This window comes from Pseudomonas putida (assembly GCF_002741075.1).
Lineage (GTDB): Bacteria > Pseudomonadota > Gammaproteobacteria > Pseudomonadales > Pseudomonadaceae > Aquipseudomonas > Aquipseudomonas putida_T.
On the sequence record NZ_CP016634.1, the window covers coordinates 5175867 to 5200429 of the forward strand.

The 24563-nt window shown below is 60.1% G+C and carries 29 protein-coding genes; 2 read left to right on the forward strand and 27 right to left on the reverse strand.

Annotated features, from left to right (window positions below; all coding sequences use genetic code 11):
* Positions 1-112: 112 nt before the first annotated feature.
* The 5 genes from fdhE to IEC33019_RS24210 form a co-directional block, all read right to left on the reverse strand.
* Positions 113-1033 carry a formate dehydrogenase accessory protein FdhE gene (fdhE, locus tag IEC33019_RS24185; RefSeq protein ID WP_070093913.1) on the reverse strand — a complete coding sequence of 307 codons (921 nt, stop codon included), beginning with the start codon at positions 1031-1033 and terminating at the stop codon, positions 113-115.
* A gap of 4 nt (positions 1034-1037) precedes the next feature.
* Positions 1038-1694: a formate dehydrogenase subunit gamma gene (locus tag IEC33019_RS24190; protein WP_070093912.1), complete on the reverse strand. Its 657-nt coding sequence runs from the start codon at positions 1692-1694 to the stop codon at positions 1038-1040.
* Positions 1691-2641, reverse strand: coding sequence for a formate dehydrogenase subunit beta (gene fdxH / locus IEC33019_RS24195; protein WP_070093911.1), 951 nt, complete (start codon positions 2639-2641; stop codon positions 1691-1693). The genes IEC33019_RS24190 and fdxH overlap by 4 nt, the downstream gene beginning before the upstream one ends.
* Positions 2641-5709: a formate dehydrogenase-N subunit alpha gene (gene fdnG, locus IEC33019_RS24200; RefSeq protein WP_139139904.1), complete on the reverse strand. Its 3069-nt coding sequence runs from the start codon at positions 5707-5709 to the stop codon at positions 2641-2643. The genes fdxH and fdnG overlap by 1 nt, the downstream gene beginning before the upstream one ends.
* Before the next feature lie 165 nt (positions 5710-5874).
* Positions 5875-6645, reverse strand: a complete 771-nt coding sequence (locus tag IEC33019_RS24210) for an SDR family NAD(P)-dependent oxidoreductase (RefSeq protein WP_070093908.1) — start codon at positions 6643-6645, stop codon at positions 5875-5877.
* Positions 6646-6917: 272 nt separating this feature from the next.
* Between IEC33019_RS24210 and IEC33019_RS24215 the strand changes: the two genes are divergently transcribed.
* Positions 6918-8300: a PLP-dependent aminotransferase family protein gene (locus tag IEC33019_RS24215; RefSeq protein WP_070093907.1), complete on the forward strand. Its 1383-nt coding sequence runs from the start codon at positions 6918-6920 to the stop codon at positions 8298-8300.
* Positions 8301-8382: 82 nt separating this feature from the next.
* Here the strand turns inward: IEC33019_RS24215 and IEC33019_RS24220 are convergent, their stop codons facing one another.
* Entirely contained in the window at positions 8383-8928 is a 546-nt protein-coding gene (locus IEC33019_RS24220) for a single-stranded DNA-binding protein (protein WP_070093906.1), read from the reverse strand.
* A gap of 9 nt (positions 8929-8937) precedes the next feature.
* Positions 8938-10332: an MFS transporter gene (locus tag IEC33019_RS24225; protein WP_070093905.1), complete on the reverse strand. Its 1395-nt coding sequence runs from the start codon at positions 10330-10332 to the stop codon at positions 8938-8940.
* Between the two features lie 129 nt (positions 10333-10461).
* Between IEC33019_RS24225 and uvrA the strand changes: the two genes are divergently transcribed.
* Positions 10462-13296: an excinuclease ABC subunit UvrA gene (gene uvrA / locus IEC33019_RS24230; protein ID WP_070093904.1), complete on the forward strand. Its 2835-nt coding sequence runs from the start codon at positions 10462-10464 to the stop codon at positions 13294-13296.
* Positions 13297-13368: 72 nt separating this feature from the next.
* Here uvrA and bfr read toward each other — a convergent pair whose 3' ends face one another.
* The 20 genes from bfr to rpsQ form a co-directional block, all read right to left on the reverse strand.
* Positions 13369-13833, reverse strand: coding sequence for a bacterioferritin (bfr, locus tag IEC33019_RS24235; protein WP_012316512.1), 465 nt, complete (start codon positions 13831-13833; stop codon positions 13369-13371).
* A gap of 164 nt (positions 13834-13997) precedes the next feature.
* On the reverse strand, positions 13998-15437 hold the full coding sequence (locus IEC33019_RS24240; protein WP_070093903.1) for a catalase: 1440 nt from the start codon (positions 15435-15437) through the stop codon (positions 13998-14000).
* Between the two features lie 169 nt (positions 15438-15606).
* Complete coding sequence (gene rplQ / locus IEC33019_RS24245; protein WP_043210290.1) at positions 15607-15993, reverse strand: 50S ribosomal protein L17; 387 nt, start codon at positions 15991-15993, stop codon at positions 15607-15609.
* Between the two features lie 42 nt (positions 15994-16035).
* A complete protein-coding gene (locus IEC33019_RS24250) occupies positions 16036-17037 on the reverse strand; it encodes a DNA-directed RNA polymerase subunit alpha (protein WP_003255452.1) in 1002 nt (333 codons plus the stop codon).
* 22 nt (positions 17038-17059) lie between these two features.
* Positions 17060-17680, reverse strand: a complete 621-nt coding sequence (gene rpsD, locus IEC33019_RS24255; RefSeq protein WP_070093902.1) for a 30S ribosomal protein S4 — start codon at positions 17678-17680, stop codon at positions 17060-17062.
* A gap of 15 nt (positions 17681-17695) precedes the next feature.
* On the reverse strand, positions 17696-18085 hold the full coding sequence (gene rpsK / locus IEC33019_RS24260) for a 30S ribosomal protein S11 (RefSeq protein ID WP_003255454.1): 390 nt from the start codon (positions 18083-18085) through the stop codon (positions 17696-17698).
* A gap of 18 nt (positions 18086-18103) precedes the next feature.
* Positions 18104-18460, reverse strand: coding sequence for a 30S ribosomal protein S13 (rpsM, locus tag IEC33019_RS24265; protein ID WP_003255457.1), 357 nt, complete (start codon positions 18458-18460; stop codon positions 18104-18106).
* A gap of 131 nt (positions 18461-18591) precedes the next feature.
* Positions 18592-18708: a 50S ribosomal protein L36 gene (gene rpmJ / locus IEC33019_RS24270; protein ID WP_011531897.1), complete on the reverse strand. Its 117-nt coding sequence runs from the start codon at positions 18706-18708 to the stop codon at positions 18592-18594.
* Between the two features lie 28 nt (positions 18709-18736).
* Positions 18737-20068, reverse strand: a complete 1332-nt coding sequence (gene secY / locus IEC33019_RS24275; RefSeq protein WP_070093901.1) for a preprotein translocase subunit SecY — start codon at positions 20066-20068, stop codon at positions 18737-18739.
* The gene (rplO, locus tag IEC33019_RS24280; protein WP_003257107.1) at positions 20069-20503 is read right to left on the reverse strand and encodes a 50S ribosomal protein L15; all 435 of its coding nucleotides are present in this window, start codon (positions 20501-20503) and stop codon (positions 20069-20071) included.
* Between the two features lie 3 nt (positions 20504-20506).
* Complete coding sequence (gene rpmD, locus IEC33019_RS24285) at positions 20507-20683, reverse strand: 50S ribosomal protein L30 (protein ID WP_009397493.1); 177 nt, start codon at positions 20681-20683, stop codon at positions 20507-20509.
* Between the two features lie 2 nt (positions 20684-20685).
* Complete coding sequence (rpsE, locus tag IEC33019_RS24290) at positions 20686-21186, reverse strand: 30S ribosomal protein S5 (protein WP_023382626.1); 501 nt, start codon at positions 21184-21186, stop codon at positions 20686-20688.
* A 3-nt stretch (positions 21187-21189) separates the two neighbouring features.
* Positions 21190-21540: a 50S ribosomal protein L18 gene (gene rplR / locus IEC33019_RS24295; RefSeq protein WP_011531893.1), complete on the reverse strand. Its 351-nt coding sequence runs from the start codon at positions 21538-21540 to the stop codon at positions 21190-21192.
* A gap of 10 nt (positions 21541-21550) precedes the next feature.
* Entirely contained in the window at positions 21551-22084 is a 534-nt protein-coding gene (rplF, locus tag IEC33019_RS24300; protein ID WP_070093900.1) for a 50S ribosomal protein L6, read from the reverse strand.
* 12 nt (positions 22085-22096) lie between these two features.
* Complete coding sequence (rpsH, locus tag IEC33019_RS24305) at positions 22097-22489, reverse strand: 30S ribosomal protein S8 (RefSeq protein WP_009681971.1); 393 nt, start codon at positions 22487-22489, stop codon at positions 22097-22099.
* A 209-nt stretch (positions 22490-22698) separates the two neighbouring features.
* A complete protein-coding gene (gene rpsN / locus IEC33019_RS24310; protein ID WP_013970638.1) occupies positions 22699-23004 on the reverse strand; it encodes a 30S ribosomal protein S14 in 306 nt (101 codons plus the stop codon).
* A 13-nt stretch (positions 23005-23017) separates the two neighbouring features.
* Entirely contained in the window at positions 23018-23557 is a 540-nt protein-coding gene (gene rplE, locus IEC33019_RS24315) for a 50S ribosomal protein L5 (protein ID WP_043210306.1), read from the reverse strand.
* A 20-nt stretch (positions 23558-23577) separates the two neighbouring features.
* On the reverse strand, positions 23578-23892 hold the full coding sequence (rplX, locus tag IEC33019_RS24320; protein WP_013970637.1) for a 50S ribosomal protein L24: 315 nt from the start codon (positions 23890-23892) through the stop codon (positions 23578-23580).
* An 11-nt stretch (positions 23893-23903) separates the two neighbouring features.
* On the reverse strand, positions 23904-24272 hold the full coding sequence (gene rplN / locus IEC33019_RS24325; protein ID WP_008089810.1) for a 50S ribosomal protein L14: 369 nt from the start codon (positions 24270-24272) through the stop codon (positions 23904-23906).
* Positions 24273-24295: 23 nt separating this feature from the next.
* Complete coding sequence (gene rpsQ, locus IEC33019_RS24330) at positions 24296-24562, reverse strand: 30S ribosomal protein S17 (RefSeq protein ID WP_043210310.1); 267 nt, start codon at positions 24560-24562, stop codon at positions 24296-24298.
* Position 24563: the final 1 nt, after the last annotated feature.

Below are 24563 nucleotides of genomic sequence, written 5' to 3' on the forward strand. Positions count from 1 at the left end.
GATTTGGGTCTTTTCGCGGGTAAACCCGCTCCCCCAAGGGCAGTACAGCCGTTGCGGGAGCGGGTTTACCCGCGAATGAGGCAACTCGGTATTTCAGTGTAGACACTTCCCCCTATCCGGGCGCCAGCATCAGGTTAGGCCCCAGCCGCTGGAAGCCCTCCTCATCCAGACGCATATCCAGCGCCAGGCTGGCCAGGTCATCGGCCAGCGGCTCAGCCGCGGCGTCATTCTCCAGGTAGCTCTGCTTCAAGTAGCTCTGACACCCTGGGCAACATTCGGCGCGCAACGGCGCCTTGCCCGGCGCGTGCCGGTCATCCTCGAGGTTGCTGTAGCGCAGATCCTTGCTCGACTCGCAGTACACGCATTTGACCCGCACCACATGCCACTCGCAGGCGCACAACGAACAGACCAGGTATCGCAGGCCGTTGTGCTTGCCACGGTTGCGCACCACCCCCGCCATGGCCGGTGATCCACAGGCCGGACATTGCGCCAGGCTGTCGGCGGGCTTGAGTTCAGGTTCGGGCAGCGTCAGCAGCCAATGGGACCAAGCCGCTTGCAGCGCCGCGCCAATGAAGGGCACCAGCGCCGCCGGCACGGCATCGTACTGGCCGGCCAACAGGGCAATGGCCCAGCCCTTGCGCTGGCTGTCGTCGCTCTCTCGCAACGTGCGTAGCGCCTCACCCAGCGCCCCGTCGGAGGCGCCATCGAAGCGTTCGAGCAGCGCCTTTAGCCAGACCAGCCAAGGCCCCTCGCGCACCAGGCTGTCCGCCGCCAGCGGTGGCAAGCCATGACTTATGCACAGCCGCTGGCGTTCGCCTGCCACCGGCAGAGCACTGGGCGGGTTATCCACAAGCTGCTGCTGGATACGACACAGCCGTGCGATCAGCATCAGGTACTGGCCAAGGGCATTGCCCTCGGCCAGTTGCTCCAGGCGCTCGGCGCGCCGTTCGAACAGGTTGGCAGGCGGCAGGTTCAGAAACGGCGGCGTCACGGCCGACGCTTCGATCTGCCCGGGTTCGAGTATGGTGCTCAAGCGCTCATCCTTCTTTTCGTCCGTGATTGCCCGGCGTCTTGTCGCCAGTCACTTCGCGGTACCACAACTCATGGTGCTTGCGTGCCCAGGCGCGACTGACCGAGCCATGCAGCATGGCGCCTACCGAGCCTTTGATCCAGATGCCGGCATAGATATGCACGATGATGCTGAGGATCAGCACGAACGCCGCCAGCGCATGGAGCAAGGTCGCCAGGCGAATGGCGCCGATGTCGAAGTACTGGCTGAACCAGGCGCGCCAGATCACCACGCCACTGATCAGCAGCACCAGCATGCACAGCAGCAAGGTCCAGAACAGCAGCTTCTGCCCAGCGTTGTACTTGCCGATCGGCGGCACGCCCTCCTCCTCGTTGCGCATCACCCGGTCGACGCGGCGCAGCCACAGGCGATCGTTGGCGGTGATGAAATTGGCGCGCCAGAAACGCAGCATCAGCCCGAGGAAGAATATGAACATCGCCACGCCCAGGAATGGATGCAGGATGCGCGTCCACGGGCCGCCACCGAACAGATGGCTGAGCCAGAACAGCGCCGGATGAAACAGCGCCAGCCCAGACAGCCCGGCCATCACGAACAGGATCGCGACGATCCAGTGGTTACTGCGCTCGTTGGCGTTGTAGCGCAGGATCGGTTTGTTGTCGCTCATGGCCGCGGCCCCCCTTGCCCGCCGGGCTTGGTCGGATCATAGACATGCACCGACGGGTCGACCTGATGCACGCTGTCCTCGGCAGGTGCCAGGGCATCGTCCTCCTCGACCCGCTGCGGGCCGACCCGCACATAGTGGAAGAACCCAGCCAGCACTGCCGCGCCCATCGCCAGCAACGCCAGTGGCTTGCTGATGCCTTTCCACAGCCCCACCAGCGGGCTGATCACTGGTTGATCCGGCAACCCGGCGTAGAGCCTGGGCGTATCGGCGTGGTGCAGCACATACATCACGTGGGTGCCGCCGACGCCGTCCGGGTCGTACAACCCGGCCTTGTCGAAGCCCCGGGACTTCAGGTCGACGATGCGCTCGGCGGCATGCACCTTCATTTCATCCTTGCTGCCGAAGACGATCGCCCCGGTCGGGCAGGTCTTCACGCAGGCCGGCTCCAAACCCACGGCCACGCGGTCGGAACACAGGCTGCACTTGTAGGCCTTGTGGTCCTTCTGCGAGATCCGCGGGATGTTGAACGGGCAGCCGGTGATGCAGTAACCGCAGCCGATGCAGTGATCCTGGTTGAAATCGACGATGCCGTTGGCGTGCTTGATGATCGCCCCCGGGCTTGGGCAGGCCTTCAGGCAACCGGGCTCGGCGCAGTGCATGCAGCCGTCCTTGCGGATCAGCCACTCCAGGTTGCCATCGTCGCGCTCGTGCTCGGTGAAGCGCATCAGGGTCCAGGTTTCGGCGGTCAGGTCCTGGGGGTTGTCGTAGGTGCCGTGGTTGTGGCCGACCTCGTCACGCAGTTCGTTCCACTCCGAGCACGCCACCTGGCAAGCCTTGCAGCCGATGCACTTGGTGGTGTCGATCAGCTTGGCGACTTCCTGCTGCTGGCGCACCGAAGACGGTACGGTCGTGGTGGCCGAGCGGGCGATGATGTCTTGCTGGGCCATTAGATTTTCTCCACGTTGACGAGGAACGACTTGGACTCCGGCGTCTGGGTATTGCCATCACCCAGGAACGGCACCAAGGTGTTGGTCAGGTAGCCATGCCGGGTGATGCCGGTGAAGCCCCAGTGCAGCGGAATGCCGACGTGGTGAACGGTCTGGTTGTTCACCTTCAGCGGACGGATCCGCTTGGTCACCACCGCCACCGCCTCGATATGTCCACGCTTGGAGCTGACCCGCACCCGGTCGCCGGCCTTGATGCCTTTCTCGTTGGCCAGCGCCTCGCCGATCTCGACGAACTGCTCGGGCTGGGCAATGGCGTTGAGGCGACAATGCTTGCTCCAGAAATGGAAGTGCTCGGTCAGCCGGTAGGTGGTCGCCGCGTAAGGGAATTCGTTGGCCTTGCCCAAGGTGTCCCACACCGAGTCGAACACGCGCCCGGCCGGGTTGCTGATGGCCTTCTTGTTCTGCGGGTTGAGTGGGTTGATGCCGATGGGCGTCTCGAACGGCTCGTAATGCTCGGGGAACGGCCCCTCGGCCATCTTGTCGATGGCGAAGAACCGCGCCACCCCTTCGGGGTTCATGATGAACGGATTCATCCCCGCTTCCGGTGGCGAGTCGACCTTGAAGTCCGGCACATCGGTACCCGTCCAGGCCTTGCCGTTCCACCACACCAGGCGTTTTTTCTCCGGGTCCCAAGGTTTGCCCTGCGGGTCGCTGGAGGCGCGGTTGTAGAGAATCCGGCGGTTGGCCGGCCACGCCCAGGCCCAGTTCTGCACCTGGTGCATGCCGTAGGGGTCACTGTTGTCGCGCCGGGCCATCTGGTTGCCCTGCTCAGTCCAGCTGCCGGCGAAAATCCAGCAGCCGGACGCCGTGCTGCCGTCGTCCTTGAGCTGGCCGAAGCCTGCCAGTTGCTGACCGGCTTTGAGCGTGGCACCGGTCGGGTCGGTGAAGTCGCTGACCGCCCAGCCGTTCATTTCCTTGGCCAACTCCTCGGGCGAAGGCTCTTCGGGGATCTTGTACGGCCAGTTGATGTTGAGCATCGGATCCGGGTACGCACCGCCCTCGGCTTTGTAGCGATGACGCAAGCGCAGGAAGAGCTCGCTCATGATCTGCACATCGGTGCGGGTCTCGCCCGGGCCGTCGGCACCCTTCCAGTGCCACTGCAGCCAGCGGCTGCTGTTAACCAGCGAGCCATCTTCCTCGGCGAAGCAGGTGGTGGGCAGGCGGATCACCTCGGTCTGGATGTTGGCGGTATCGACATCATTGAACGGGCCGGCGTTGCGCCAGAACTCGGACGTCTCGGTGGCCAGCGGATCCATGACCACCAGCCACTTGAGCTTGGCCAACGCGGCGGTGACACGGTTTTTGTCCGGCAACGCGGCGATCGGGTTGAAGCCCTGGCAGAAGTACCCGTTGACCTTGCCCTCGCCCATCATCTCGAACATGCGCAGCACGTCATAGGAACCCACATCAAGCTTGGGCAGCCAGTCATAGCCCCAGTGGTTCTCGGCAGTGGCGTTGGGGCCGTACCAAGCCTTCATGAGGCTGACGTGGAACTTGCCGTAGTTTTGCCAGTAGGACAACTGCCCCGGGCGCAGCGGCTTGGAGGCGCGCTTGTCGATGAAGGCGGCGTAGTCCTGCTCGGCGTCGCCGGCCAGGGTCAGGTAACCCGGCAGCGAGTTGGACAGCAGCCCCAGGTCCGTCAGACCCTGGATGTTGGAGTGACCGCGCAGGGCGTTGACCCCGCCACCCGGCATGCCGACGTTGCCCAGCAGCAACTGGACCATGGCTGCACTGCGAATGATCTGCGCGCCGATCGAGTGCTGTGTCCAGCCCAGCGCGTAGAGGATCGTCATGGTCTTGCCCGGCTGCGAGCAGGTGGCAATCTCTTCCCACACCTTCATCATGGCGTCCTGGGGCATGCCACAGGTCAGGCTGGCCACTTCCGGGGTGTAGCGGCTGTAGTGCTGCTTCATCAACTGGTAGACGCAACGCGGGTGCTGCAGGGTCGGGTCGACCTTGGCAAAACCATCCTCGCCCAGCTCATAGCCCCAGCCGGATTTGTCGGCATAGATGCGCTTGTCCGCGTCATAGCCACTGAACAGCCCGTCCTCGAAGCCATAGCCTTCTTTGACGATGAACGACACGTCGGTGTAGTTGCGCACGTACTCGTGCTGGATCTTGTCGTTGCTCAGCAGGTAATTGATCAACCCGCCCATGAAGGCGATGTCGGTACCGGTACGGATCGGCGCGTAGTAATCCGCCACCGAGGCGGTACGCGTGAACCGCGGGTCGACCACGATCAGCCGCGCCTTGTTGTGCGCCTTGGCCTCGGTCACCCACTTGAAACCGCACGGGTGCGCTTCTGCTGCGTTGCCACCCATCACCAGGACCAGATTCGCGTTGGCGATATCGGACCAATGGTTGGTCATGGCACCACGGCCATACGTCGGGGCAAGACTTGCCACCGTCGGGCCGTGTCAGACACGCGCTTGGTTATCGAACCCCAGTACACCCAGCGAACGGATGACCTTGTGCGTCAGGTAGCCCGCTTCGCTGGAAGCGGCGGACGCTGCGAGAAAGCCCACGGTGAGCCAGCGGTTGACCGTCTGCCCCTGGGCGTTCTTCTCGATGAAGTTGGCGTCGCGGTCCTTTTTCACCAGATCGGCGACGCGATCGAGCGCCTCGTCCCAGCTGATCCGGGTCCACTCCTTGCTGCCCGGCTTGCGTACCTCGGGGTACTGCAGGCGGTTCGGGCTGTGGATGAAATCGAGCAGGCCGGCACCTTTCGGGCACAAGGTCCCGCGGTTGACCGGATGGTCCGCATCGCCCTCGATGTGGATGATGTTCTGTTTGACGTTCTTGCCCGCATCGCCCTGGCTGTACATGATCAGGCCGCAGCCGACCGAGCAGTATGGACAGGTGTTGCGGGTCTCTTTGGTGTGCGCCAATTTGAAGTGGCGCACCTGCTCGGCGAACGCGGGGGTCGGGGCCATGCCCAACGCCGCGAGGCTCGAGCCTCCAAGGCCGATGGCGGCGACCTTGAAGAACTGCCGACGGTTGAGGTCCATCGTGCACTCCTGATCAGGTTCTGGACGTCGGGACATCGCCGACGCCTCGAGGACTTCACGGTGGCGGCCAACGGATGGCCACCAACCCTAACTCTAGTCAAGAATCCTGAATGCGCGATGACATGGCTCAAGGAACCGTTTCATTTGTGAAACAGCCGTCGCCCCTCACGCCTTCGCGGTACGAGGCAGATTACGCACCACATTCAACCCCGCGCTGCTTTGTGCCACTGGCATGATCTCGATCGTGTTGATGTTCACATGTGCAGGTTGAGCCGCGATCCAGGCCACGGTGGCAGCGATGTCTTCGGGCAGAAGCGCCTCGACGTCGCGGTACAACGCCTCTACGGCGTCCAGATCCCCCTTGAGGCGAACCACCGAGAAGTCGGTGCCCGAGCACAGGCCAGGCTCGATGTTGCTCACCCGTACCCGGGTGCCGGCGAGGTCGGCGCGCAGGTTGAGGCTGAACTGACGGACGAACGCCTTACTGGCGCCATACACATTGCCCCCCGGGTACGGGTAGGTGCCGGCGATGGAGCCGATGTTGATGATCAGGCCGCTGTCGGCCGCAACCATCTGGGGCAGGATCTTGTGGGTGACCATCGTCAGGCCGGTGACGTTGGTGTCGATCATCCGCTGCCAGTTCTCGGCACTGGCCTGTTGGGCCCGGTCAATGCCCAGCGCCAGCCCGGCGTTGTTGACCAGCACATCGATGTTCAACGAGGCCTTGCCGATCCATTCGACAGCCGCATCCAAGGAGGCCGGATCGGTGACATCCAGCGCCAGCGGGATAAACGAGTCGCCCAGCTCGCTCTCCAGCGCCTTGAGTTTGTCCATGCGCCGAGCGCCACCGATAACCCGGTAGCCCTCGGCGACCAATGTGCGGCAGATGGCGCGGCCAAAGCCTGCGGAAGCGCCGGTTACAAATGCGGTTTTCATAGTCTCTCCAAAGGTCGAAAACAGGTCAGGTGCGTGGCACACCAACATTGAGTCGATGCAATGATGGTAATCAGTAAAATATCATCGATTCAATGACTTTATTCACTTCGCCGCTGACGCTTGCACAACCTATTGATTTTCAATGAAATAGCGATTTTATGCTTGAAGAACTAGAGCTTTTAGGCATATTCAAGGGGTGTAATCAACCTTGATTACACCCCTATTGCTTTCATGTTAGGCTTGCGCGCTCGTCCCGACATTGGTGTCATTTCATGTGGGTTCCTCATTACAGCGCCCTGACGCAACCGGTTTACCTGATGATCGCCGATGCCCTTGAACAGGACATTGCCAGCGGGAAGTTGGTAGCCGGCGATCGGCTGCCGACGCTGAAGGATCTGGCCGAGCGCTTGAGCGTGACGCCAGGCACCATTGGCCGGGCCTATGACGAGGCGGCCAAACGTGGCCTGGTGGTCGGAGAGGTAGGACGCGGCACCTTTGTGCGCGCCCCAAAAGCCGCTGTTGTCCCGCCCCCTCGCAGCGCGGGTCTGAGCAATGAAAATGGCCAGATCGATCTGTCGATCATCAAGCCCAACGACGCCCACATGGCGCAGTGGTTGCGCGGCTCGCTCCACGACCTGGCCGACTCCACCGACCTGATAAAGGCGCTCGATTACGTCACCGATGGCGGTCATGCCATCCACAAGGAAGCTGGCGCGACCTGGATCAGACGCTGGCTGCCGGACGCCAGCTGGCAGCAGGTGGTCTTGACCTCTGGCGCCCAGCACGGCCTGCTGGTGGCCTTCAACAGCCTGTCGAAAGCCGATGATGTGATTCTCTGCGAATCCTTCTGCTACCCCGGCATCATTTCCCTGGCCCACAGTTTGGGCCGACGCCTTCAGGGGGTGGCCGTGGACGAGCACGGCCTGATTCCCGAGGCTCTGCGCGCCGCCTGCCTAGAGCATCGCCCTACCCTCTTGGTCTGCGTGACCACGCACCAGAACCCGACCAACTCGATCATGCCCCACGCCCGGCGTGAGGCCATCGCCGCCATTGCTCGCGAGTTCGACCTGGTCATCATCGATGACGACATCTACGGTTTCCTTGAGCCGTCCCCCCGCTACAAGCCCCTGGCCGCCTATGCGCCGGAGCGTTCCATTTACCTGACCAGCCTGTCCAAGAGTGTGTTGCCGGCGCTGCGTATCGGCTATCTGTATGCACCGCCGCACATGCTGTCGCGCCTGTCCTCGATGGTGCGCAGCAGCGTCTGGATGCCCTCACCCTTGATGGCCCAGCTCGCCAGCAACTTGATCAACAGCGGCATGGCGGACGAGTTGGTAAGTATCCAGCAGGACGAAGCCGCCGCGCGCCAACAGATGGCCAAGGACATCCTCGGCCAGTACCCGATCCGCAGCCAACCTCATAGCTTCCATATCTGGCTCGAATTGCCCGCCCCCTGGACCGGCGATGAATTCGCCAACCTGGCGCGCAGCAATGGCGTGATCGTGGTCAGCGGCAGCCAGTTCCTGCCTCAGCGCAGCGACGCGCCCAATGGCGTGCGTATCGCACTGATGGCGCCGAACCGGGACGAACTTGCCTTTGCCCTGACCAAACTGGCCAGCTTGCTGGCCTCGCCGGAGCCCCGGTTGTTCTATTGACCGGGTTTTCGAGCGAGCATGAAAAAGCCGCAACCAGTTGCCTGGCTGCGGCTTTTTGCGCGTGCTGTCGAACAGCGATCCGTCAGAACGGAATATCGTCGTCGAAGCTGTCGAAGTCAGCGGCCGGTTGCGGAGCTGGCTGCTGCGGTGCAGGGCGCTGTGGCGCCTGCTGTGGACGCGGAGCCTGCTGGCGTGGCGCCTGGTTGTACTGCTGCTGGCCGCCACTTTGGTTGTAGTTGCCACCACCTTGGTTGTACGGATCGCCACCCTGTTGCTGGTTTTGCGGACGACCGCCCAGCAGCTGCATGGTGCCCTGCATGTCGACGATGATCTCGGTGGTGTAGCGCTTGATGCCGTCTTTTTCCCACTCGCGGGTCTGCAGCTTGCCCTCGATGTACACCTGGGAACCTTTGCGCAGGTATTCGCCCGCGATCTCGGCGAGCTTGCCGAACATGGCAACACGGTGCCACTCGGTGCGCTCGACCTTCTGGCCGGACTGTTTGTCGGTCCACTGCTCGCTGGTAGCCAGGCTCAGGTTGGTCACGGCGTTACCGTTGGGCAGGTAGCGGACTTCGGGATCCTGACCGCAAGTACCGACCAGAATGACTTTGTTAACCCCACGGGCCATAACGTTCTCCTAGGCTTCGCACGCCGAAGAGGCTGGGTTCACCAGACGCTCGAGGGTCGCACGGTCCAAAATTTTCGTATCCAGTTTGATATAGATGGCGGCTTCTTCTGCTACCACTACGGCGTCGGTCACACCCGGCACGGCCAACAGGCGCTCGGTCAGCCCGGCTTCCCGGACGCCTTCGGGCGATAGCGGCATGCGCAGGCTGGTCACATAGGGCGGCTCGTTCATGCTCAATGCAGTGCCCAGCCAGATGGCGCACAACCCTGCGCATCCGAGGAACACCATGCCCAGGCCACCGTGCTGGAACAACCAGCCACCGATGATTCCTCCAAGAGCGGCACCCAGGAACTGACTGGTGGAATATACCCCCATAGCCGTCCCTTTGCCGCCAGCGGGCGACACTTTGCTCACCAACGAAGGCAGCGATGCCTCCAGCAGGTTGAATGCGGTAAAGAATACCACGGTGCCGATCACCAGTCCGCGCAAGTTGTCAGCCCATTGCCAGAAGAACACCTCGACCACCAGCAGCACACTCACCGCGCCGAGCAACACCCGTTTCATCTTGCGCTTCTTCTCGCCGTAGATGATGAACGGGATCATTGCAAAAAATGAAATGAGCAAGGCGGTCAGGTACACCCACCAGTGCTGTTCTTTCGGCAGGCCGCCGCGCTCGACGAAAGCCAAGGGCAGCGCGACGAAGCTGGCCATGAGGATCGCGTGGAGGATGAAGATGCCCACGTCCAGGCGCAAAAGGTCCGGATGACGCAGGGTCGGGCCAAGGGCCTTGCGGGCGACGCCCGATTCGCGGTGCTGCAACGCACTGTGGGCGCTGGGCACTACGAAGGCGATGAGCGCGATCCCCACGAGGGCGAGTCCTGCCGTGGCAAGGAACAATCCTGACAGGCCGAAGGCACGGGTCAGCAGTGGACCGACGACCATGGCCACCGCGAACGACAGCCCGATGCTCATGCCGATCATGGCCATGGCCTTGGTACGATGCTGTTCACGGGTCAAATCAGACAGCAGCGCCATGACGGCAGCCGAAATCGCCCCGGCGCCTTGCAGGATGCGGCCTGCGATCACACCCCAGATTGAGTCCGCCTGAGCCGCCAACAAGCTGCCGAGGGCGAACACTACCAGCCCGAGATAAATAACCGGACGGCGACCGATGCGGTCGGAAATCATCCCGAACGGAATCTGCAGAACAGCCTGAGTCAAGCCATAGGCGCCAATAGCCAGGCCAATCAGTGCCGGCGTAGCGCCGGCCAGGTCCATGCCGTAGGTCGCCAGCACCGGCAGGACCATGAACATGCCCAGCATACGAAAGGCAAAGACCAGGGCCAGGCCGCCAGCGGCGCGGGTTTCGCTGCCACTCATGCGCTCGTTGTGCGTGTCGTGCATGGAATAACCTCGTGTGAACCGGCGGCGATTCTATCAGTCCGACAGCGTAACGGCATCTACGCGACGCTTTGCCGCGTACTGGCAGCGCGCCTTATACTCCCTTGTTTATGCCCGCCGAGCGAGGCCGCAGTGGACAAGATCCTGATTCGTGGGGCACGCACCCACAACCTGAAGAACATCGACCTGACCCTGCCCCGGGACAAGCTGATCGTGATCACCGGCTTGTCCGGCTCCGGCAAGTCGTCCCTGGCGTTCGATACCCTCTATGCCGAGGGCCAGCGGCGCTATGTGGAATCCCTGTCGGCCTATGCCCGACAGTTCCTGTCGATGATGGAAAAACCTGACGTCGATACCATCGAAGGCCTGTCGCCAGCCATCTCCATCGAGCAAAAGTCGACCTCACACAACCCGCGTTCCACGGTCGGCACCATCACCGAGATCTACGACTACCTGCGCCTACTCTATGCCCGCGTCGGCACGCCACGCTGCCCGGACCATGACATTCCGCTGGAAGCGCAAACGATCAGCCAGATGGTCGACCTGGTCCTCGAGCGCCCCGAAGGCAGCAAGCTGATGCTGCTGGCGCCGGTGGTGCGTGAACGCAAGGGCGAGCACCTGGCGGTGTTCGACGAACTGCGGGCCCAGGGCTTCGTACGCGCCCGGGTCAATGGCAAGCTCTACGAACTGGACGAGCTGCCCAAGCTGGATAAACAGAAAAAGCACAGCATCGATGTGGTGGTGGACCGCTTCAAGGTGCGTGAAGACTTGCAGCAGCGCCTGGCGGAATCGTTCGAGACGGCACTGAAGCTGGCCGATGGCATCGCCTTGGTCGCACCGATGGACGACGAGACCGGCGAGGAGATGATCTTCTCGGCGCGCTTCGCCTGCCCGGTGTGCGGACATGCCATCAGCGAGCTCGAACCGAAACTGTTCTCCTTCAACAACCCAGCCGGCGCCTGCCCTACCTGCGACGGCCTGGGGGTCAAGCAGTTCTTCGATACCAAGCGCCTGGTCAACAATGAGCTGACCCTGGCCGAGGGGGCCATCCGTGGCTGGGACCGGCGCAACGTCTATTACTTCCAGATGCTCGGGTCGCTCGCGGCGCATTATGGCTTCAGTCTTGAGCTGCCATTCGGTGAGCTGTCGGCCGAGCACCAGAAGGTCATCCTGCACGGCAGCGGCAAGCAAAGCGTCGACTTCAAGTACCTCAATGACCGTGGCGACATCGTCAAACGCTCGCACCCGTTCGAGGGCATCGTGCCCAACCTGGAGCGCCGCTACCGCGAGACCGAATCGGCCACCGTGCGCGAGGAACTCGCCAAGTACCTGGGCACCCAACCCTGCCCCGACTGCCGCGGCACCCGCCTGCGCCGCGAGGCGCGCCACGTGTGGGTGGGCGAGAAGACCTTGCCGGCCGTCACCAACCTGCCGATCGGCGAAGCCAGCGACTATTTCAGCGACCTCACCTTGACTGGCCGGCGCGGCGAAATCGCGGCCAAGATCCTCAAGGAGATCTGTGAGCGCCTGCAGTTCCTGGTCAATGTCGGCCTCGACTACCTGACCCTGGACCGCAGCGCCGATACGCTCTCCGGCGGCGAGGCCCAGCGCATCCGCCTGGCCAGCCAGATCGGAGCCGGCCTGGTGGGGGTGATGTACATTCTCGACGAGCCCTCCATCGGCCTGCACCAGCGCGACAACGACCGCTTGCTGGCCACGCTCAATCACCTGCGGGATCTGGGCAACACCGTGATCGTGGTGGAGCACGACGAGGACGCGATCCGTCTGGCCGACTATGTGGTGGACATCGGCCCTGGCGCCGGCGTGCATGGTGGGCAGATCGTCGCCGAGGGCTCGCCTGAGGAGGTCATGGCCCACCCCGAGTCGCTCACGGGCAAGTACCTGTCCGGGCGCAAGAAGATCGCCGTGCCGACCAAGCGCACACCGCGCAACAAGAAACTGGCACTCAAGCTCAAAGGCGCCCGCGGGAACAACCTGCAGAGCGTCGACCTTGAGGTACCTATCGGCTTGCTGACCTGCGTCACCGGGGTTTCCGGTTCGGGCAAATCGACACTGATCAACAACACCCTGTTCCCCCTGGCCGCTACCGCCCTCAATGGCGCCAGCAGCCTAGAGGCCGCCGCGCACACAAGCCTCGACGGCCTGCAGCACTTGGACAAGGTGGTCGATATCGACCAGAGCCCGATCGGCCGCACGCCACGCTCCAACCCCGCAACCTATACCGGCATCTTCACACCGATCCGCGAGCTGTTCGCTGGCGTCCCGGAATCCCGTGCTCGCGGCTATGGCCCGGGGCGCTTCTCGTTCAACGTCAAGGGCGGTCGCTGCGAAGCTTGCCAGGGCGATGGCCTGATCAAGGTGGAGATGCACTTCCTGCCGGATATCTACGTGCCGTGTGACGTGTGCAAGAGCAAGCGCTATAACCGCGAGACCCTGGAGATCAAATACAAGGGCAAGAACATCCACGAGATCCTGGAAATGACCATCGAGGATGCCCGGGAATTCTTCGATCCAGTCCCGGCCCTGGCGCGTAAGCTGCAAACGCTGATGGACGTGGGGCTTTCCTACATCAAGCTGGGACAATCGGCCACAACCCTATCGGGCGGCGAAGCGCAGCGGGTCAAGCTATCCCGCGAGCTGTCCAAGCGCGACACCGGCAAGACGCTCTATATCCTCGACGAGCCGACCACGGGCCTGCATTTCGCCGACATTCAGCAACTGCTCGATGTGCTGCATCGCCTGCGCGACCACGGCAACACCGTGGTGGTGATCGAGCACAACCTCGACGTGATCAAGACCGCCGACTGGCTTGTGGACCTTGGCCCGGAGGGCGGTTCGAAAGGAGGCCAGATCATCGCCTGTGGTACGCCTGAGGAGTTGGCCGAGATGAAACAGTCCTATACCGGTCATTACCTCAAGCCACTGCTGGAACGTGACCGAGCGTAATGAAAAAGCCCCTGGCATGCAGATGCCAGGGGCTTTTTGTTTGGCGCCACCTCCGCGAAAGGTGTGGAGCAATTACATCTGCGACTGCAGATAGTTCTCCAGGCCGATCGCCTTGATCAGACCTTGCTGCTTCTCCAGCCAGTAGGTGTGATCTTCTTCGGTGTCGGCCAACTGCGCACGCAGAATGTCGCGGCTGATGTAGTCCTTGTGCAGCTCGCACAACTCGATGCCTTTGCACAGTGCGGCGCGCACCTTGTACTCGAGCTTCAGGTCGGCCTCGATCATCTCCGGCACGGTGCTGCCGACTTCCAGATCATCGGCGCGCATGTCCGGAGTGCCTTCGAGCATGAGGATGCGACGCATCAGGGCATCGGCGTGCTGCGTCTCCTCTTCCATCTCGTGGTTGATACGTTCGTAGAGCTTGGACAGGCCCCAGTCTTCATACATACGCGAATGAATGAAGTACTGATCGCGTGCTGCCAGTTCGCCCTTCAGCAACGTGACGAGGTAGTTGATTACGTCCGGGTGACCTTGCATCGCCCTGCTTCTCCCTGTGAAAACGGCTTATGGCTCATAGTGTGAACCAGGATTTGCTCGCGGTCACGGACAAACGCGCAATTAGAAGCAAAAAATCGGTTAAACAGTAGTGATATTCATTGAAAAACCGCCCAAATGAGGGCGGTTCTACTTATCACTTCGACTTAAGCGAGATCCACGCCCAAGGCCTTAGCGACGCCCTCGCCATAGGCAGGATCCGCCTTGAAGAAGTACTGCAACTGACGCTGCACCACATCAGCGCTGACACCTGCCATCGCTCCAGCGATGTTGCTGATCAGCAGCGCTTTTTGTTCTTCATTCATCAAGCGGAACAGCGCACCGGCGTGACTGTAGTAGTCGTTATCTTCGCGGTGGTCATAGCGATCGGCGGCGCCTTGCAGGGCCAGTGCCGGCTCAGCGTGACGCGGCGACTGTTTGGGCGCATCGCTGTAGCTGTTGGGCTCGTAGTTCGGCGCACTGCCATAGCTACCCGAGGCCATCGCACCATCGCGCTGATAGCTGTGTACGGGGCAACGCGGCGCGTTGACCGGCAACTGCTGGTGATTGGTACCAACACGGTAGCGGTGGGCGTCGGCATAGGCGAACACGCGACCTTGCAGCATTCGATCTGGCGAGAGCCCAACACCAGGCACCATGTTGCTTGGCCCAAAGGCAGCCTGCTCGACTTCAGCGAAGTAGTTGAGCGGGTTGCGGTTGAGTTCCAAGATGCCGACCTCGATCAGCGGGTAGTCCTTCTGCGCCCAGGTCTTGGTCACGTCAAAGGGGTTCTCCTCGCGGCCCGCCGCTTCTGCCTCACTCATCACCTGGATGCACACGCTCCAGCGCGGGTAGTCACCCCGCTCGATGGCCTCGAACAGGTCACGCTGGGCGTAGTCCGGGTCGCTGCCAGCTAGCCGGGCGGCTTCGGCAGGCGCTAGGTTCTTGATGCCCTGCTGGGTTTTGAAGTGCCATTTGACCCAAGTACGCTCGCCCTTGGCATTGATCAGGCTATAGGTGTGGCTACCAAAGCCATGCATGTGCCGGTAGCCATCCGGAATGCCCCGATCAGAGAACAGGATGGTGACCTGGTGCAGCGCTTCCGGCGAATGGGACCAGAAGTCCCACATCATCTGGGCATTCTTCAGATTGGACTGTGGGTGACGCTTCTGGGTATGGATGAAGTCCGGGAACTTGAGCGGGTCGCGAATGAAGAATACTGGCGTGTTGTTACCGACGATGTCCCAGTTGCCCTCCTCGGTATAGAACTTCACCGCAAAGCCACGCGGGTCTCGCTCGGTATCTGCAGAACCACGTTCACCGCCTACGGTAGAGAAGCGCAAGAAGGTCTCGGTTTCCTTGCCAATACGCTCGAACAGCTTGGCGCTGGTGTACTGGGTAATGTCGCGGGTGACGGTGAAGGTGCCGTAGGCGCCAGAGCCTTTGGCGTGTACACGGCGCTCCGGGATGTTCTCCCGGTTGAAGTGGGCGAGCTTCTCGATCAGGTGGAAGTCGTCAAGCAACAGCGGGCCGCGTGGGCCGGCCGAACGAGAGTTCTGGTTGTCTGCTACCGGCGCACCGCTGGCGGTGGTGAGAATCTTGCTCATGGGTTCTCCTATCAGTCTTTGGCTGCCGCTGATCGGCGTGCTGACAAGTATCGGCGACCCGGGTTACAAGAACTAATTCATTGCCTGACTCACATCAATAGAAATTCATAATTCTTGCAGACACAAAAAACCGGGCACTAGGCCCGGTTTCTTGTAGCAGACTGACGTCTTACTCGGCGGCTTCTACAGCACCACCGACCGGACGATCAACCAGCTCGACGTACGCCATAGGCGCGTTGTCGCCAGCGCGGAAACCGCACTTCAGGATGCGCAGGTAGCCGCCCTGACGGGTGGCGTAACGCTTGCCCAGGTCGTTGAACAGCTTGCCAACGGCAGCTTTCGAACGGGTACGGTCGAACGCCAGACGACGGTTGGCTACGCTGTCTTCCTTGGCCAGGGTGATCAGCGGCTCGGCAACGCGGCGCAGTTCCTTGGCTTTCGGCAGGGTGGTTTTGATCAGCTCGTGCTCGATCAGCGACACTGCCATGTTCTGGAACATAGCCTTGCGGTGAGAGCTGGTACGGCTCAGGTGACGTCCACTTTTACGATGACGCATGATTCATTCCTTACCAAACACTACGTTCGGTGATTACGACGATCAGGCGGTCGCCTTGTCGTCTTTCTTAAGACTTGCAGGCGGCCAGTTGTCGAGGCGCATGCCGAGAGACAGACCACGAGAGGCCAGGACGTCCTTGATTTCAGTCAGGGACTTCTTGCCCAGGTTAGGAGTCTTCAACAGCTCTACTTCGGTACGCTGAATCAGGTCGCCGATGTAGTAGATGTTCTCCGCCTTGAGGCAGTTGGCCGAACGTACGGTCAGTTCCAGATCGTCAACCGGACGCAGCAGGATCGGATCGATCTCGTCTTCCTGCTCGACTACAACAGGCTCGCTGTCACCTTTGAGGTCGACGAACGCGGCCAACTGCTGTTGCAGGATGGTCGCGGCGCGGCGGATAGCCTCTTCAGGGTCCAGGGTGCCGTTGGTTTCCAGATCGATGACCAGCTTGTCCAGGTTGGTACGCTGTTCAACACGGGCGTTCTCGACCACATAGGCGATACGACGCACCGGGCTGAACGAAGCGTCCAACTGCAGACGGCCGATGCTGCGGCTTTCGTCTTCGTCGGTTTGACGGGAGTCGGCCGGCTCGTAACCACGACCACGAGCTACGGTGAGCTTCATGTTCAGGGCGCCGTTGGACGCCAGGTTCGCGATTACGTGATCGGGATTGACGATCTCGACATCGTGATCCAGCTGAATATCGGCAGCGGTAACCACCCCCGAACCCTTTTTCGACAAGGTCAGCGTAACTTCGTCACGACCGTGCAGTTTGATAGCCAGGCCTTTGAGGTTCAACAGGATTTCAATGACGTCTTCCTGTACACCTTCGATCGCGGAGTACTCATGGAGTACGCCATCGATCTCGGCCTCGACTACTGCACAGCCAGGCATGGAGGACAACAGGATGCGGCGCAGCGCGTTGCCCAGGGTATGGCCGAAACCACGCTCGAGAGGCTCGAGCGTGATCTTGGCGCGGGTCGGACTGACAACCTGCACATCAATGTGGCGGGGTGTCAGGAACTCATTTACCGAAATCTGCATGGATGCACCTATTTTCTAGCCCTTACTTGGAGTAGAGCTCGACAATCAGGTTTTCGTTGATGTCGGCGGACAGGTCGCTGCGAGCAGGAACGTTCTTGAAAACGCCCGACTTCTTGGCAGCATCCACATCAACCCACTCAACGCGGCCACGCTGGGCGCACAGTTCAAGGGCTTGAACAATGCGCAGCTGGTTCTGCGACTTCTCGCGAACCGCGACCACGTCACCCGGACGAACTTGGTAGGATGGAATGTTTACGGTCTTGCCGTTGACGCTGATTGCCTTGTGCGAAACCAGCTGACGCGATTCCGAACGAGTGGCACCGAAGCCCATACGGTAGACAACGTTATCCAGACGGCACTCGAGCAGTTGCAGCAGGTTTTCACCGGTAGCGCCTTTTTTCGAGGCTGCAGCCTGGTAGTAACCGCGGAACTGACGCTCCAGTACACCGTAGATACGACGAACTTTTTGCTTCTCGCGCAGCTGGGTACCGTAGTCGGACTGACGGCCACGGCGCTGGCCGTGGATACCTGGGGCTGCTTCGATGTTGCACTTCGATTCCAGAGCGCGAACGCCGCTCTTCAGGAACAGGTCGGTGCCTTCACGACGAGACAGTTTGCATTTTGGACCAATGTAACGTGCCATTTATCTGTCTCCTGATTACACGCGACGCTTCTTCGGCGGACGGCACCCGTTGTGCGGGATTGGCGTCACGTCGGTGATGCTGGCGATCTTGTAGCCGCAGCTGTTCAGTGCACGAACGGCGGACTCGCGACCTGGACCTGGACCCTTGACGTTGACGTCGAGGTTCTTCAGGCCATATTCCAGCGCAGCTTGACCAGCACGCTCAGCAGCGATCTGAGCTGCGAACGGGGTGGATTTGCGCGAACCACGGAAACCCGAACCACCGGAAGTAGCCCAGGACAACGCGTTGCCCTGACGGTCGGTGATGGTCACGATGGTGTTGTTGAAAGACGCATGGATGTGGGCGATGCCATCAACCACTGTCTTTTTGACTTTCTTACGAGGACGAGCAGCAGGTTTTGCCATGTCTATATTCCTGGGCGATTACTTGCGGATCGGCTTACGCGGGCCCTTACGGGTGCGTGCGTTGGTCTTGGTGCGCTGACCGCGAACCGGCAGACCTTTACGATGACGCAGGCCGCGGTAGCAACCCAGGTCCATCAAGCGTTTGATCTTCATGTTGATGTCACGGCGCAGGTCACCTTCGGTGGTGAACTTCGCGACTTCGCCACGCAGGGTTTCGATTTGCTCGTCGCTCAGATCCTTGATCTTAGCGGCTGGATTTACACCAGCGTCTGCACAGATCTTCTGTGCAGTTGTGCGACCGACACCATAGATGTAGGTCAGCGAGATAACAGTGTGCTTGTTATCTGGAATGTTGACGCCTGCAATACGGGCCATTCAGTGGGACTCCAATTGACAGCTACCTACGCCCCGGAAGCCAAGAAATAGGGCGCGAGATAATATCGCTGTAGAAACGAATAATCAACCCAGCAGCACACTAGCTGCTGGGTTTGAAGCGCGGATCACACTCAGCCTTGGCGCTGCTTGTGACGCGGTTCCGCGCTGCAGATCACGCGCACGATACCTTCGCGACGAATGATCTTGCAGTTGCGGCACAGCTTTTTCACCGATGCACGAACTTTCATTACCGACTCCTCGAACCTTAGGGGACTATCAGCGCAGCAGACCGCTGCCACCGTAGCCTTTCAGGTTGGCTTTCTTCATCAGGGATTCGTACTGGTGCGAAACGAGGTGCGATTGTACTTGGGACATGAAGTCCATCACAACCACTACCACAATCAGCAACGAGGTCCCGCCAAGGTAGAACGGCACGTTTGCTGCCACCACCAGGAACTGGGGCAGAAGGCAGACGGCCATCATGTAAAGAGCACCGAACATAGTCAGACGAGTCAGAACGCCATCGATATAGCGCGCAGACTGCTCACCAGGACGGATACCCGGAATAAAGGCACCGGACTTCTTCAGGTTTTCCGCTACGTCTTTCGGGTTGAACATCAACGCTGTGTAGAAGAAGCAGAAGAAAATGATCCCCGCACTAAACAGCAGAATGTTCAACGGCTGACCAGGAGCGATCGACTGCGAGATGTCCTGCAGCCAGCCCATACCCTCGGACTGACCGAACCAGGCACCCAGCGAAGCCGGGAACAGCAAAATGCTGCTGGCAAAAATAGCCGGGATAACCCCCGCCATGTTTACCTTGAGCGGCAAGTGGCTGGTCTGCGCAGCAAAGACCTTACGGCCCTGCTGACGCTTGGCGTAGTGAACGGCGATACGACGCTGACCACGCTCAATGAACACCACAAAGCCGATAATCGCTACTGCAAGCAAACCGATAGCGACCAGGGCGAAGATGTTGATATCGCCTGTACGCGCAGACTCGAAAGACTGCCCGATTGCTCTCGGAAGACCGGCAACGATACCTGCGAAGATCAACATCGAGATACCGTTGCCCACACCGCGCTCGGTGATCTGCTCGCCCAGCCACATCATGAACATCGCACCGGCCACGAAAGTGGCTACAGCGACAACATAGAAGCTCAGACCAACAGAAAACGCCACGCCCTGGTTGGCCAGGCCAATGGACATGCCAATGGCTTGAACCAGTGCCAGGATAACGGTGCCGTAGCGGGTGTACTGGCTGATCTTGCGACGGCCAGCTTCACCTTCCTTCTTCAACTGCTCCAGTTGTGGGCTGACAGCGGTCATGAGCTGCATGATGATCGATGCCGAGATGTACGGCATGATCCCCAGTGCAAAAATGCTCATGCGCTCCAGCGCACCACCGGAAAACATGTTGAACAAGCTAAGAATGGTCCCCTCATTCTGCCGAAACAGATCCGCCAGACGGTCCGGATTGATGCCAGGCACCGGGATATGCGCGCCGATCCGATAGACGATGATCGCCATGAACAGAAAGCGCAGACGAGCCCAGAGTTCCGACATCCCGCCCTTACCGAGCGAAGAGAGAGCACCTTGCTTAGCCATTTATTCCTCGAACTTGCCGCCAGCTGCTTCGATAGCCGCACGCGCACCCTTGGTGGCTGCGATACCCTTGATGGTGACTGCGCGAGTGACTTCGCCCGACAGCATGATTTTCACACGCTGTACGTTCTGACCGATCACGTTGGCATCCTTCAGGGATTGCACGGAGATCACGTCGCCTTCCACTTTAGCCAGCTCGGACAGACGCACTTCAGCGCGGTCCATGGCTTTCAGGGAAACGAAGCCGAACTTCGGCAGACGACGGTGCAGCGGCTGTTGACCGCCTTCGAAGCCCGGAGCGATCGAACCACCGGAACGGGAGGTCTGACCTTTGTGGCCGCGGCCACCGGTCTTGCCCAAACCGCTACCGATACCACGACCCGGACGATGCTTCTCGCGACGGGAACCCGGCGCTGGACTCAGATCATTGAGTTTCATCGATTAACCCTCGACGCGCAGCATGTAGTAAGCCTTGTTGATCATCCCGCGGTTCTCGGGAGTATCCTGGACTTCTACAGTGTGACCGATGCGACGCAGACCCAGACCCTTAACGCACAGTTTGTGGTTAGGCAGACGGCCGGCGGTGCTTTTGATCAGCGTTACTTTTACGGTTGCCATGATCAGATGATCTCCTCAACGCTCTTGCCGCGCTTGGCAGCAATGGACTCAGGAGATTGCATGGCTTTCAGACCCTTGAAGGTGGCGTAAACCACGTTCACTGGGTTGGTCGAACCGTAGCACTTGGCCAGAACGTTCTGGACACCAGCAACTTCCAGGACAGCACGCATTGCGCCGCCGGCGATGATACCGGTACCTTCCGAGGCAGGCTGCATGTATACCTTCGAGGCGCCGTGGGCAGCCTTGGTGGCGTACTGCAGGGTGGTGCCCTTCAGATCTACCTGAATCATGTTGCGACGGGCAGCTTCCATGGCTTTCTGAATCGCGGCTGGTACTTCGCGCGACTTGCCACGGCCGAAGCCGACACGGCCCTTGCCATCACCTACCACGGTCAGCGCGGTGAAGGTGAAGATACGGCCGCCTTTGACGGTTTTTGCAACGCGGTTAACTTGAACCAGCTTCTCGATGTAGCCTTCGTCGCGCTTTTGGTCGTTATTTGCCATAACTTAGAACTCCAGCCCGCCTTCACGAGCAGCATCAGCCAGCGCCTTGACGCGGCCGTGGTACTTGAAGCCAGAACGGTCGAAAGCAACTTGAGAAACGCCGGCGGCTTTCGCGCGCTCAGCTACCAGCTTGCCAACCTTAGTGGCCGCGTCGATGTTGCCGGTGGCGCCATCACGCAGTTCTTTGTCCAAGGTAGAGGCGCTTGCCAGAACCTTGCTGCCGTCGGCCGAAATGACCTGGGCGTAGATGTGCTGCGAGGAGCGGAACACGCAGAGACGCACGGCTTCGAGCTCGTGCATTTTCAGGCGTGCTTTGCGAGCGCGACGCAGTCGAGTAACTTTTTTGTCGGTCATTTGCTAGGCCCTACTTCTTCTTGGCTTCTTTACGACGGACTACTTCGTCCGCGTAACGCACACCCTTGCCTTTGTAAGGCTCTGGCGGACGGAAGTCGCGGATTTCAGCGGCCACCTGACCAACCAGCTGCTTGTCGATACCCTTGATCAGGATGTCGGTCTGGCTGGGAGTTTCAGCGGTGATGCCGGCTGGCAGTTCGTAGTCCACTGGGTGCGAGAAGCCCAGAGCCAGGTTCAGGACGGTGCCTTTGGCCTGTGCTTTGTAACCAACACCGATCAGCTGGAGCTTGCGCTCGAAGCCTTGGCTTACGCCCTGAACCATGTTGTTGACCAGAGCACGGGTGGTACCGGCCATGGCGCGGGCTTGCTGGTCACCGTTGCGAGCGGCGAAACGCAGCTCACCAGACTCTTCGGTAACTTCAACAGACGAGTGAACGTTCAGTTCGAGAGTGCCTTTGGCACCCTTAACCGAAAGCTGTTGGCCGGCGAATTTGACTTCGACGCCAGCTGGCAGCTTAACGGGGTTCTTAGCGACGCGAGACATGCCTATCTCCCCTTAGAACACTGTGCACAGAACTTCGCCGCCGACACCGGCAGCGCGCGCAGCGCGATCAGTCATCACACCTTTGTTGGTGGAGACGATAGACACGCCCAGGCCGCCACGTACTTTCGGCAGCTCTGCGACGGACTTGTACTGGCGCAGGCCTGGACGGCTGGAGCGCTTCAGTTCCTCGATGACCGGACGGCCTTCGAAGTACTTCAGTTCGATCGACAGGGAAGGCTTGGCCTCACCAGTTACCTGGTAGCCAGCGATGTAACCTTCGTCCTTCAGAACTTTGGCAACCGCGACCTTCAGGGTGGAGGAAGGCATGCTTACGACGGACTTTTCAGCCATCTGGGCATTACGGATGCGAGTTAGCATGTCCGCTAACGGGTCCTGCATACTCATGGGCTAGATGCTCCTGATACAAGAATTATTAGCCTTGCGGCTATCACAACCACCCGAGCGGGCAGGGTAAAAAACCCAGGCTCAGGTGAGCCGGTCATTCTAGACACAAGGCAGAAACGAAACAAGCCCCATGAAGGGGCTTGTTTGTTGGCGAGCTTACCGACGGTCGGAAGATCACTCCCCTTCCGCCGGCTCTACACCTGCAGCGATTACCAGGAGGCCTTGACCAGACCTGGAACATCACCACGCATTGCAGCTTGACGCAGCATGTTACGGCCCAGGCCGAACTTACGGTATACACCGTGAGGACGACCGGTCAGGCGGCAACGGTTACGCAGGCGCGAGGCGCTGGCGTCACGTGGCTGCTTCTGCAGAGCGACTACGGCAGCGAAACGCTCTTCAGGAGAGGCGTTCAGGTTGACGATGGTCGCTTTCAGCTCAGCACGCTTCTTAGCGTACTTAGCTACCGTGAGCTGACGCTTCAGCTCGCGGTTCTTCATGCTCTTCTTGGCCATTTTCCTACTCCAATCAGTTGCGGAACGGGAATTTGAAAGCACGCAGCAGGGCGCGACCTTCGTCATCCGTACGAGCAGTGGTGGTCAGGGTGATGTCCAGACCGCGCAGAGCATCGATCTTGTCGTAGTCGATTTCCGGGAAGATGATCTGCTCTTTCACACCCATGCTGTAGTTGCCACGGCCATCGAAGGACTTGGCATTCAGGCCGCGGAAGTCGCGAACCCGAGGCAGGGAGATCGCCAGCAGGCGGTCCAGGAATTCGTACATACGATCACGGCGCAGGGTTACCTTGACGCCAATCGGCCAACCTTCACGAACCTTGAAACCCGCAATCGACTTGCGAGCGAAAGTCACAACGGCTTTTTGGCCGGTGATCTTTTCCAGGTCGGCAACGGCGTTTTCGATGACTTTCTTGTCACCGACCGCTTCGCCCAGACCCATGTTCAGGGTGATCTTGGTTACGCGAGGAACTTCCATCACGTTCGCCAGCTTAAGTTCTTCCTTAAGCTTGGGAGCGATTTCGTTCCGGTAAATCTCTTTCAGTCGTGCCATTGTCTTCTACCTAGCAGTGTTCAAGCATCAACCGCTTTCTGGGTCGACTTGAAGACACGAATTTTCTTGCCGTCTTCAACCTTGAAGCCAACGCGGTCAGCCTTGTTGGTTTCACCATTGAAAATGGCAACGTTGGAAGCGTGCAGAGGCGCTTCTTTTTCGACGATACCGCCCTGGACGCCCGCCATCGGGTTAGGCTTGGTATGACGCTTGACCAGGTTGACACCACCAACAACCAGACGGTTGTCAGCGAGAACCTTCAGCACCTTACCGCGCTTACCTTTGTCCTTGCCGGCGATCACGATGATCTCGTCGTCACGACGAATCTTTTGCATGTCGGATCTCCTTAGAGCACTTCAGGGGCGAGCGAGACGATCTTCATGAACTTCTCGGTACGAAGTTCACGGGTCACTGGCCCGAAGATGCGAGTGCCGATCGGCTCTTGCTTGGTGTTCAGCAGAACAGCAGCGTTGCCGTCGAAACGAATGATGGAACCGTCAGCGCGACGTACACCATGACGGGTACGAACGACAACGGCAGTCATCACCTGGCCTTTTTTGACCTTACCGCGCGGAATTGCTTCCTTGACGGTAACTTTGATGATGTCACCGATACCGGCGTAACGGCGGTGGGAACCGCCGAGCACCTTGATGCACATGACGCGACGAGCGCCGCTGTTATCGGCCACATCGAGCATGGATTGAGTCTGAATCATAAAATTTCTCCGACCCTTCGCCCTTAGACTTCAACAGCGCGTTCGATGACTTCAACCAGTGCCCAGGACTTGGTCTTGGCCAGCGGACGAGTTTCGCGGATGGAAACCTTGTCGCCGATCTTGCACTGATTGGTCTCGTCGTGCGCGTGCAGCTTAGTCGAACGCTTAACGTATTTACCGTAGATCGGGTGCTTGACGCGACGCTCGATCAGAACGGTGATGGTCTTGTCCATTTTGTCGCTGACGACACGGCCAGTCAGCGTACGGACGGTTTTTTCAGCTTCAGCCATG

Excerpts from the sequence above, each read along its gene's own strand:
- rplE (WP_043210306.1), bottom strand. The coding sequence starts at position 23,557 with ATGGCACGACTGAAAGAGATTTACCGGAACGAAATCGCTCCCAAGCTT.
- fdxH (WP_070093911.1), bottom strand. The coding sequence starts at position 2,641 with ATGGCCCAGCAAGACATCATCGCCCGCTCGGCCACCACGACCGTACCG.
- IEC33019_RS24250 (WP_003255452.1), bottom strand. The coding sequence starts at position 17,037 with ATGCAGATTTCGGTAAATGAGTTCCTGACACCCCGCCACATTGATGTG.
- IEC33019_RS24240 (WP_070093903.1), bottom strand. The coding sequence starts at position 15,437 with ATGAGCAAGATTCTCACCACCGCCAGCGGTGCGCCGGTAGCAGACAAC.
- bfr (WP_012316512.1), bottom strand. The coding sequence starts at position 13,833 with ATGCAAGGTCACCCGGACGTAATCAACTACCTCGTCACGTTGCTGAAG.
- rpsQ (WP_043210310.1), bottom strand. The coding sequence starts at position 24,562 with ATGGCTGAAGCTGAAAAAACCGTCCGTACGCTGACTGGCCGTGTCGTC.
- rpmD (WP_009397493.1), bottom strand. The coding sequence starts at position 20,683 with ATGGCAACCGTAAAAGTAACGCTGATCAAAAGCACCGCCGGCCGTCTG.
- rplX (WP_013970637.1), bottom strand. The coding sequence starts at position 23,892 with ATGCAAAAGATTCGTCGTGACGACGAGATCATCGTGATCGCCGGCAAG.
- IEC33019_RS24215 (WP_070093907.1), top strand. The coding sequence starts at position 6,918 with ATGTGGGTTCCTCATTACAGCGCCCTGACGCAACCGGTTTACCTGATG.
- rpsM (WP_003255457.1), bottom strand. The coding sequence starts at position 18,460 with ATGGCCCGTATTGCAGGCGTCAACATTCCAGATAACAAGCACACTGTT.
- rplN (WP_008089810.1), bottom strand. The coding sequence starts at position 24,272 with ATGATTCAGACTCAATCCATGCTCGATGTGGCCGATAACAGCGGCGCT.
- rpsN (WP_013970638.1), bottom strand. The coding sequence starts at position 23,004 with ATGGCCAAGAAGAGCATGAAGAACCGCGAGCTGAAGCGTCAGCTCACG.
- rpsK (WP_003255454.1), bottom strand. The coding sequence starts at position 18,085 with ATGGCAAAACCTGCTGCTCGTCCTCGTAAGAAAGTCAAAAAGACAGTG.
- IEC33019_RS24190 (WP_070093912.1), bottom strand. The coding sequence starts at position 1,694 with ATGAGCGACAACAAACCGATCCTGCGCTACAACGCCAACGAGCGCAGT.
- rplQ (WP_043210290.1), bottom strand. The coding sequence starts at position 15,993 with ATGCGTCATCGTAAAAGTGGACGTCACCTGAGCCGTACCAGCTCTCAC.
- rpmJ (WP_011531897.1), bottom strand. The coding sequence starts at position 18,708 with ATGAAAGTTCGTGCATCGGTGAAAAAGCTGTGCCGCAACTGCAAGATC.
- rpsH (WP_009681971.1), bottom strand. The coding sequence starts at position 22,489 with ATGAGTATGCAGGACCCGTTAGCGGACATGCTAACTCGCATCCGTAAT.
- rpsE (WP_023382626.1), bottom strand. The coding sequence starts at position 21,186 with ATGGCAAATAACGACCAAAAGCGCGACGAAGGCTACATCGAGAAGCTG.
- rplO (WP_003257107.1), bottom strand. The coding sequence starts at position 20,503 with ATGAAACTCAATGATCTGAGTCCAGCGCCGGGTTCCCGTCGCGAGAAG.
- rpsD (WP_070093902.1), bottom strand. The coding sequence starts at position 17,680 with ATGGCACGTTACATTGGTCCAAAATGCAAACTGTCTCGTCGTGAAGGC.
- IEC33019_RS24210 (WP_070093908.1), bottom strand. The coding sequence starts at position 6,645 with ATGAAAACCGCATTTGTAACCGGCGCTTCCGCAGGCTTTGGCCGCGCC.
- secY (WP_070093901.1), bottom strand. The coding sequence starts at position 20,068 with ATGGCTAAGCAAGGTGCTCTCTCTTCGCTCGGTAAGGGCGGGATGTCG.
- IEC33019_RS24220 (WP_070093906.1), bottom strand. The coding sequence starts at position 8,928 with ATGGCCCGTGGGGTTAACAAAGTCATTCTGGTCGGTACTTGCGGTCAG.
- rplR (WP_011531893.1), bottom strand. The coding sequence starts at position 21,540 with ATGACCGACAAAAAAGTTACTCGACTGCGTCGCGCTCGCAAAGCACGC.
- IEC33019_RS24225 (WP_070093905.1), bottom strand. The coding sequence starts at position 10,332 with ATGCACGACACGCACAACGAGCGCATGAGTGGCAGCGAAACCCGCGCC.
- rplF (WP_070093900.1), bottom strand. The coding sequence starts at position 22,084 with ATGTCTCGCGTCGCTAAGAACCCCGTTAAGCTGCCAGCTGGCGTCGAA.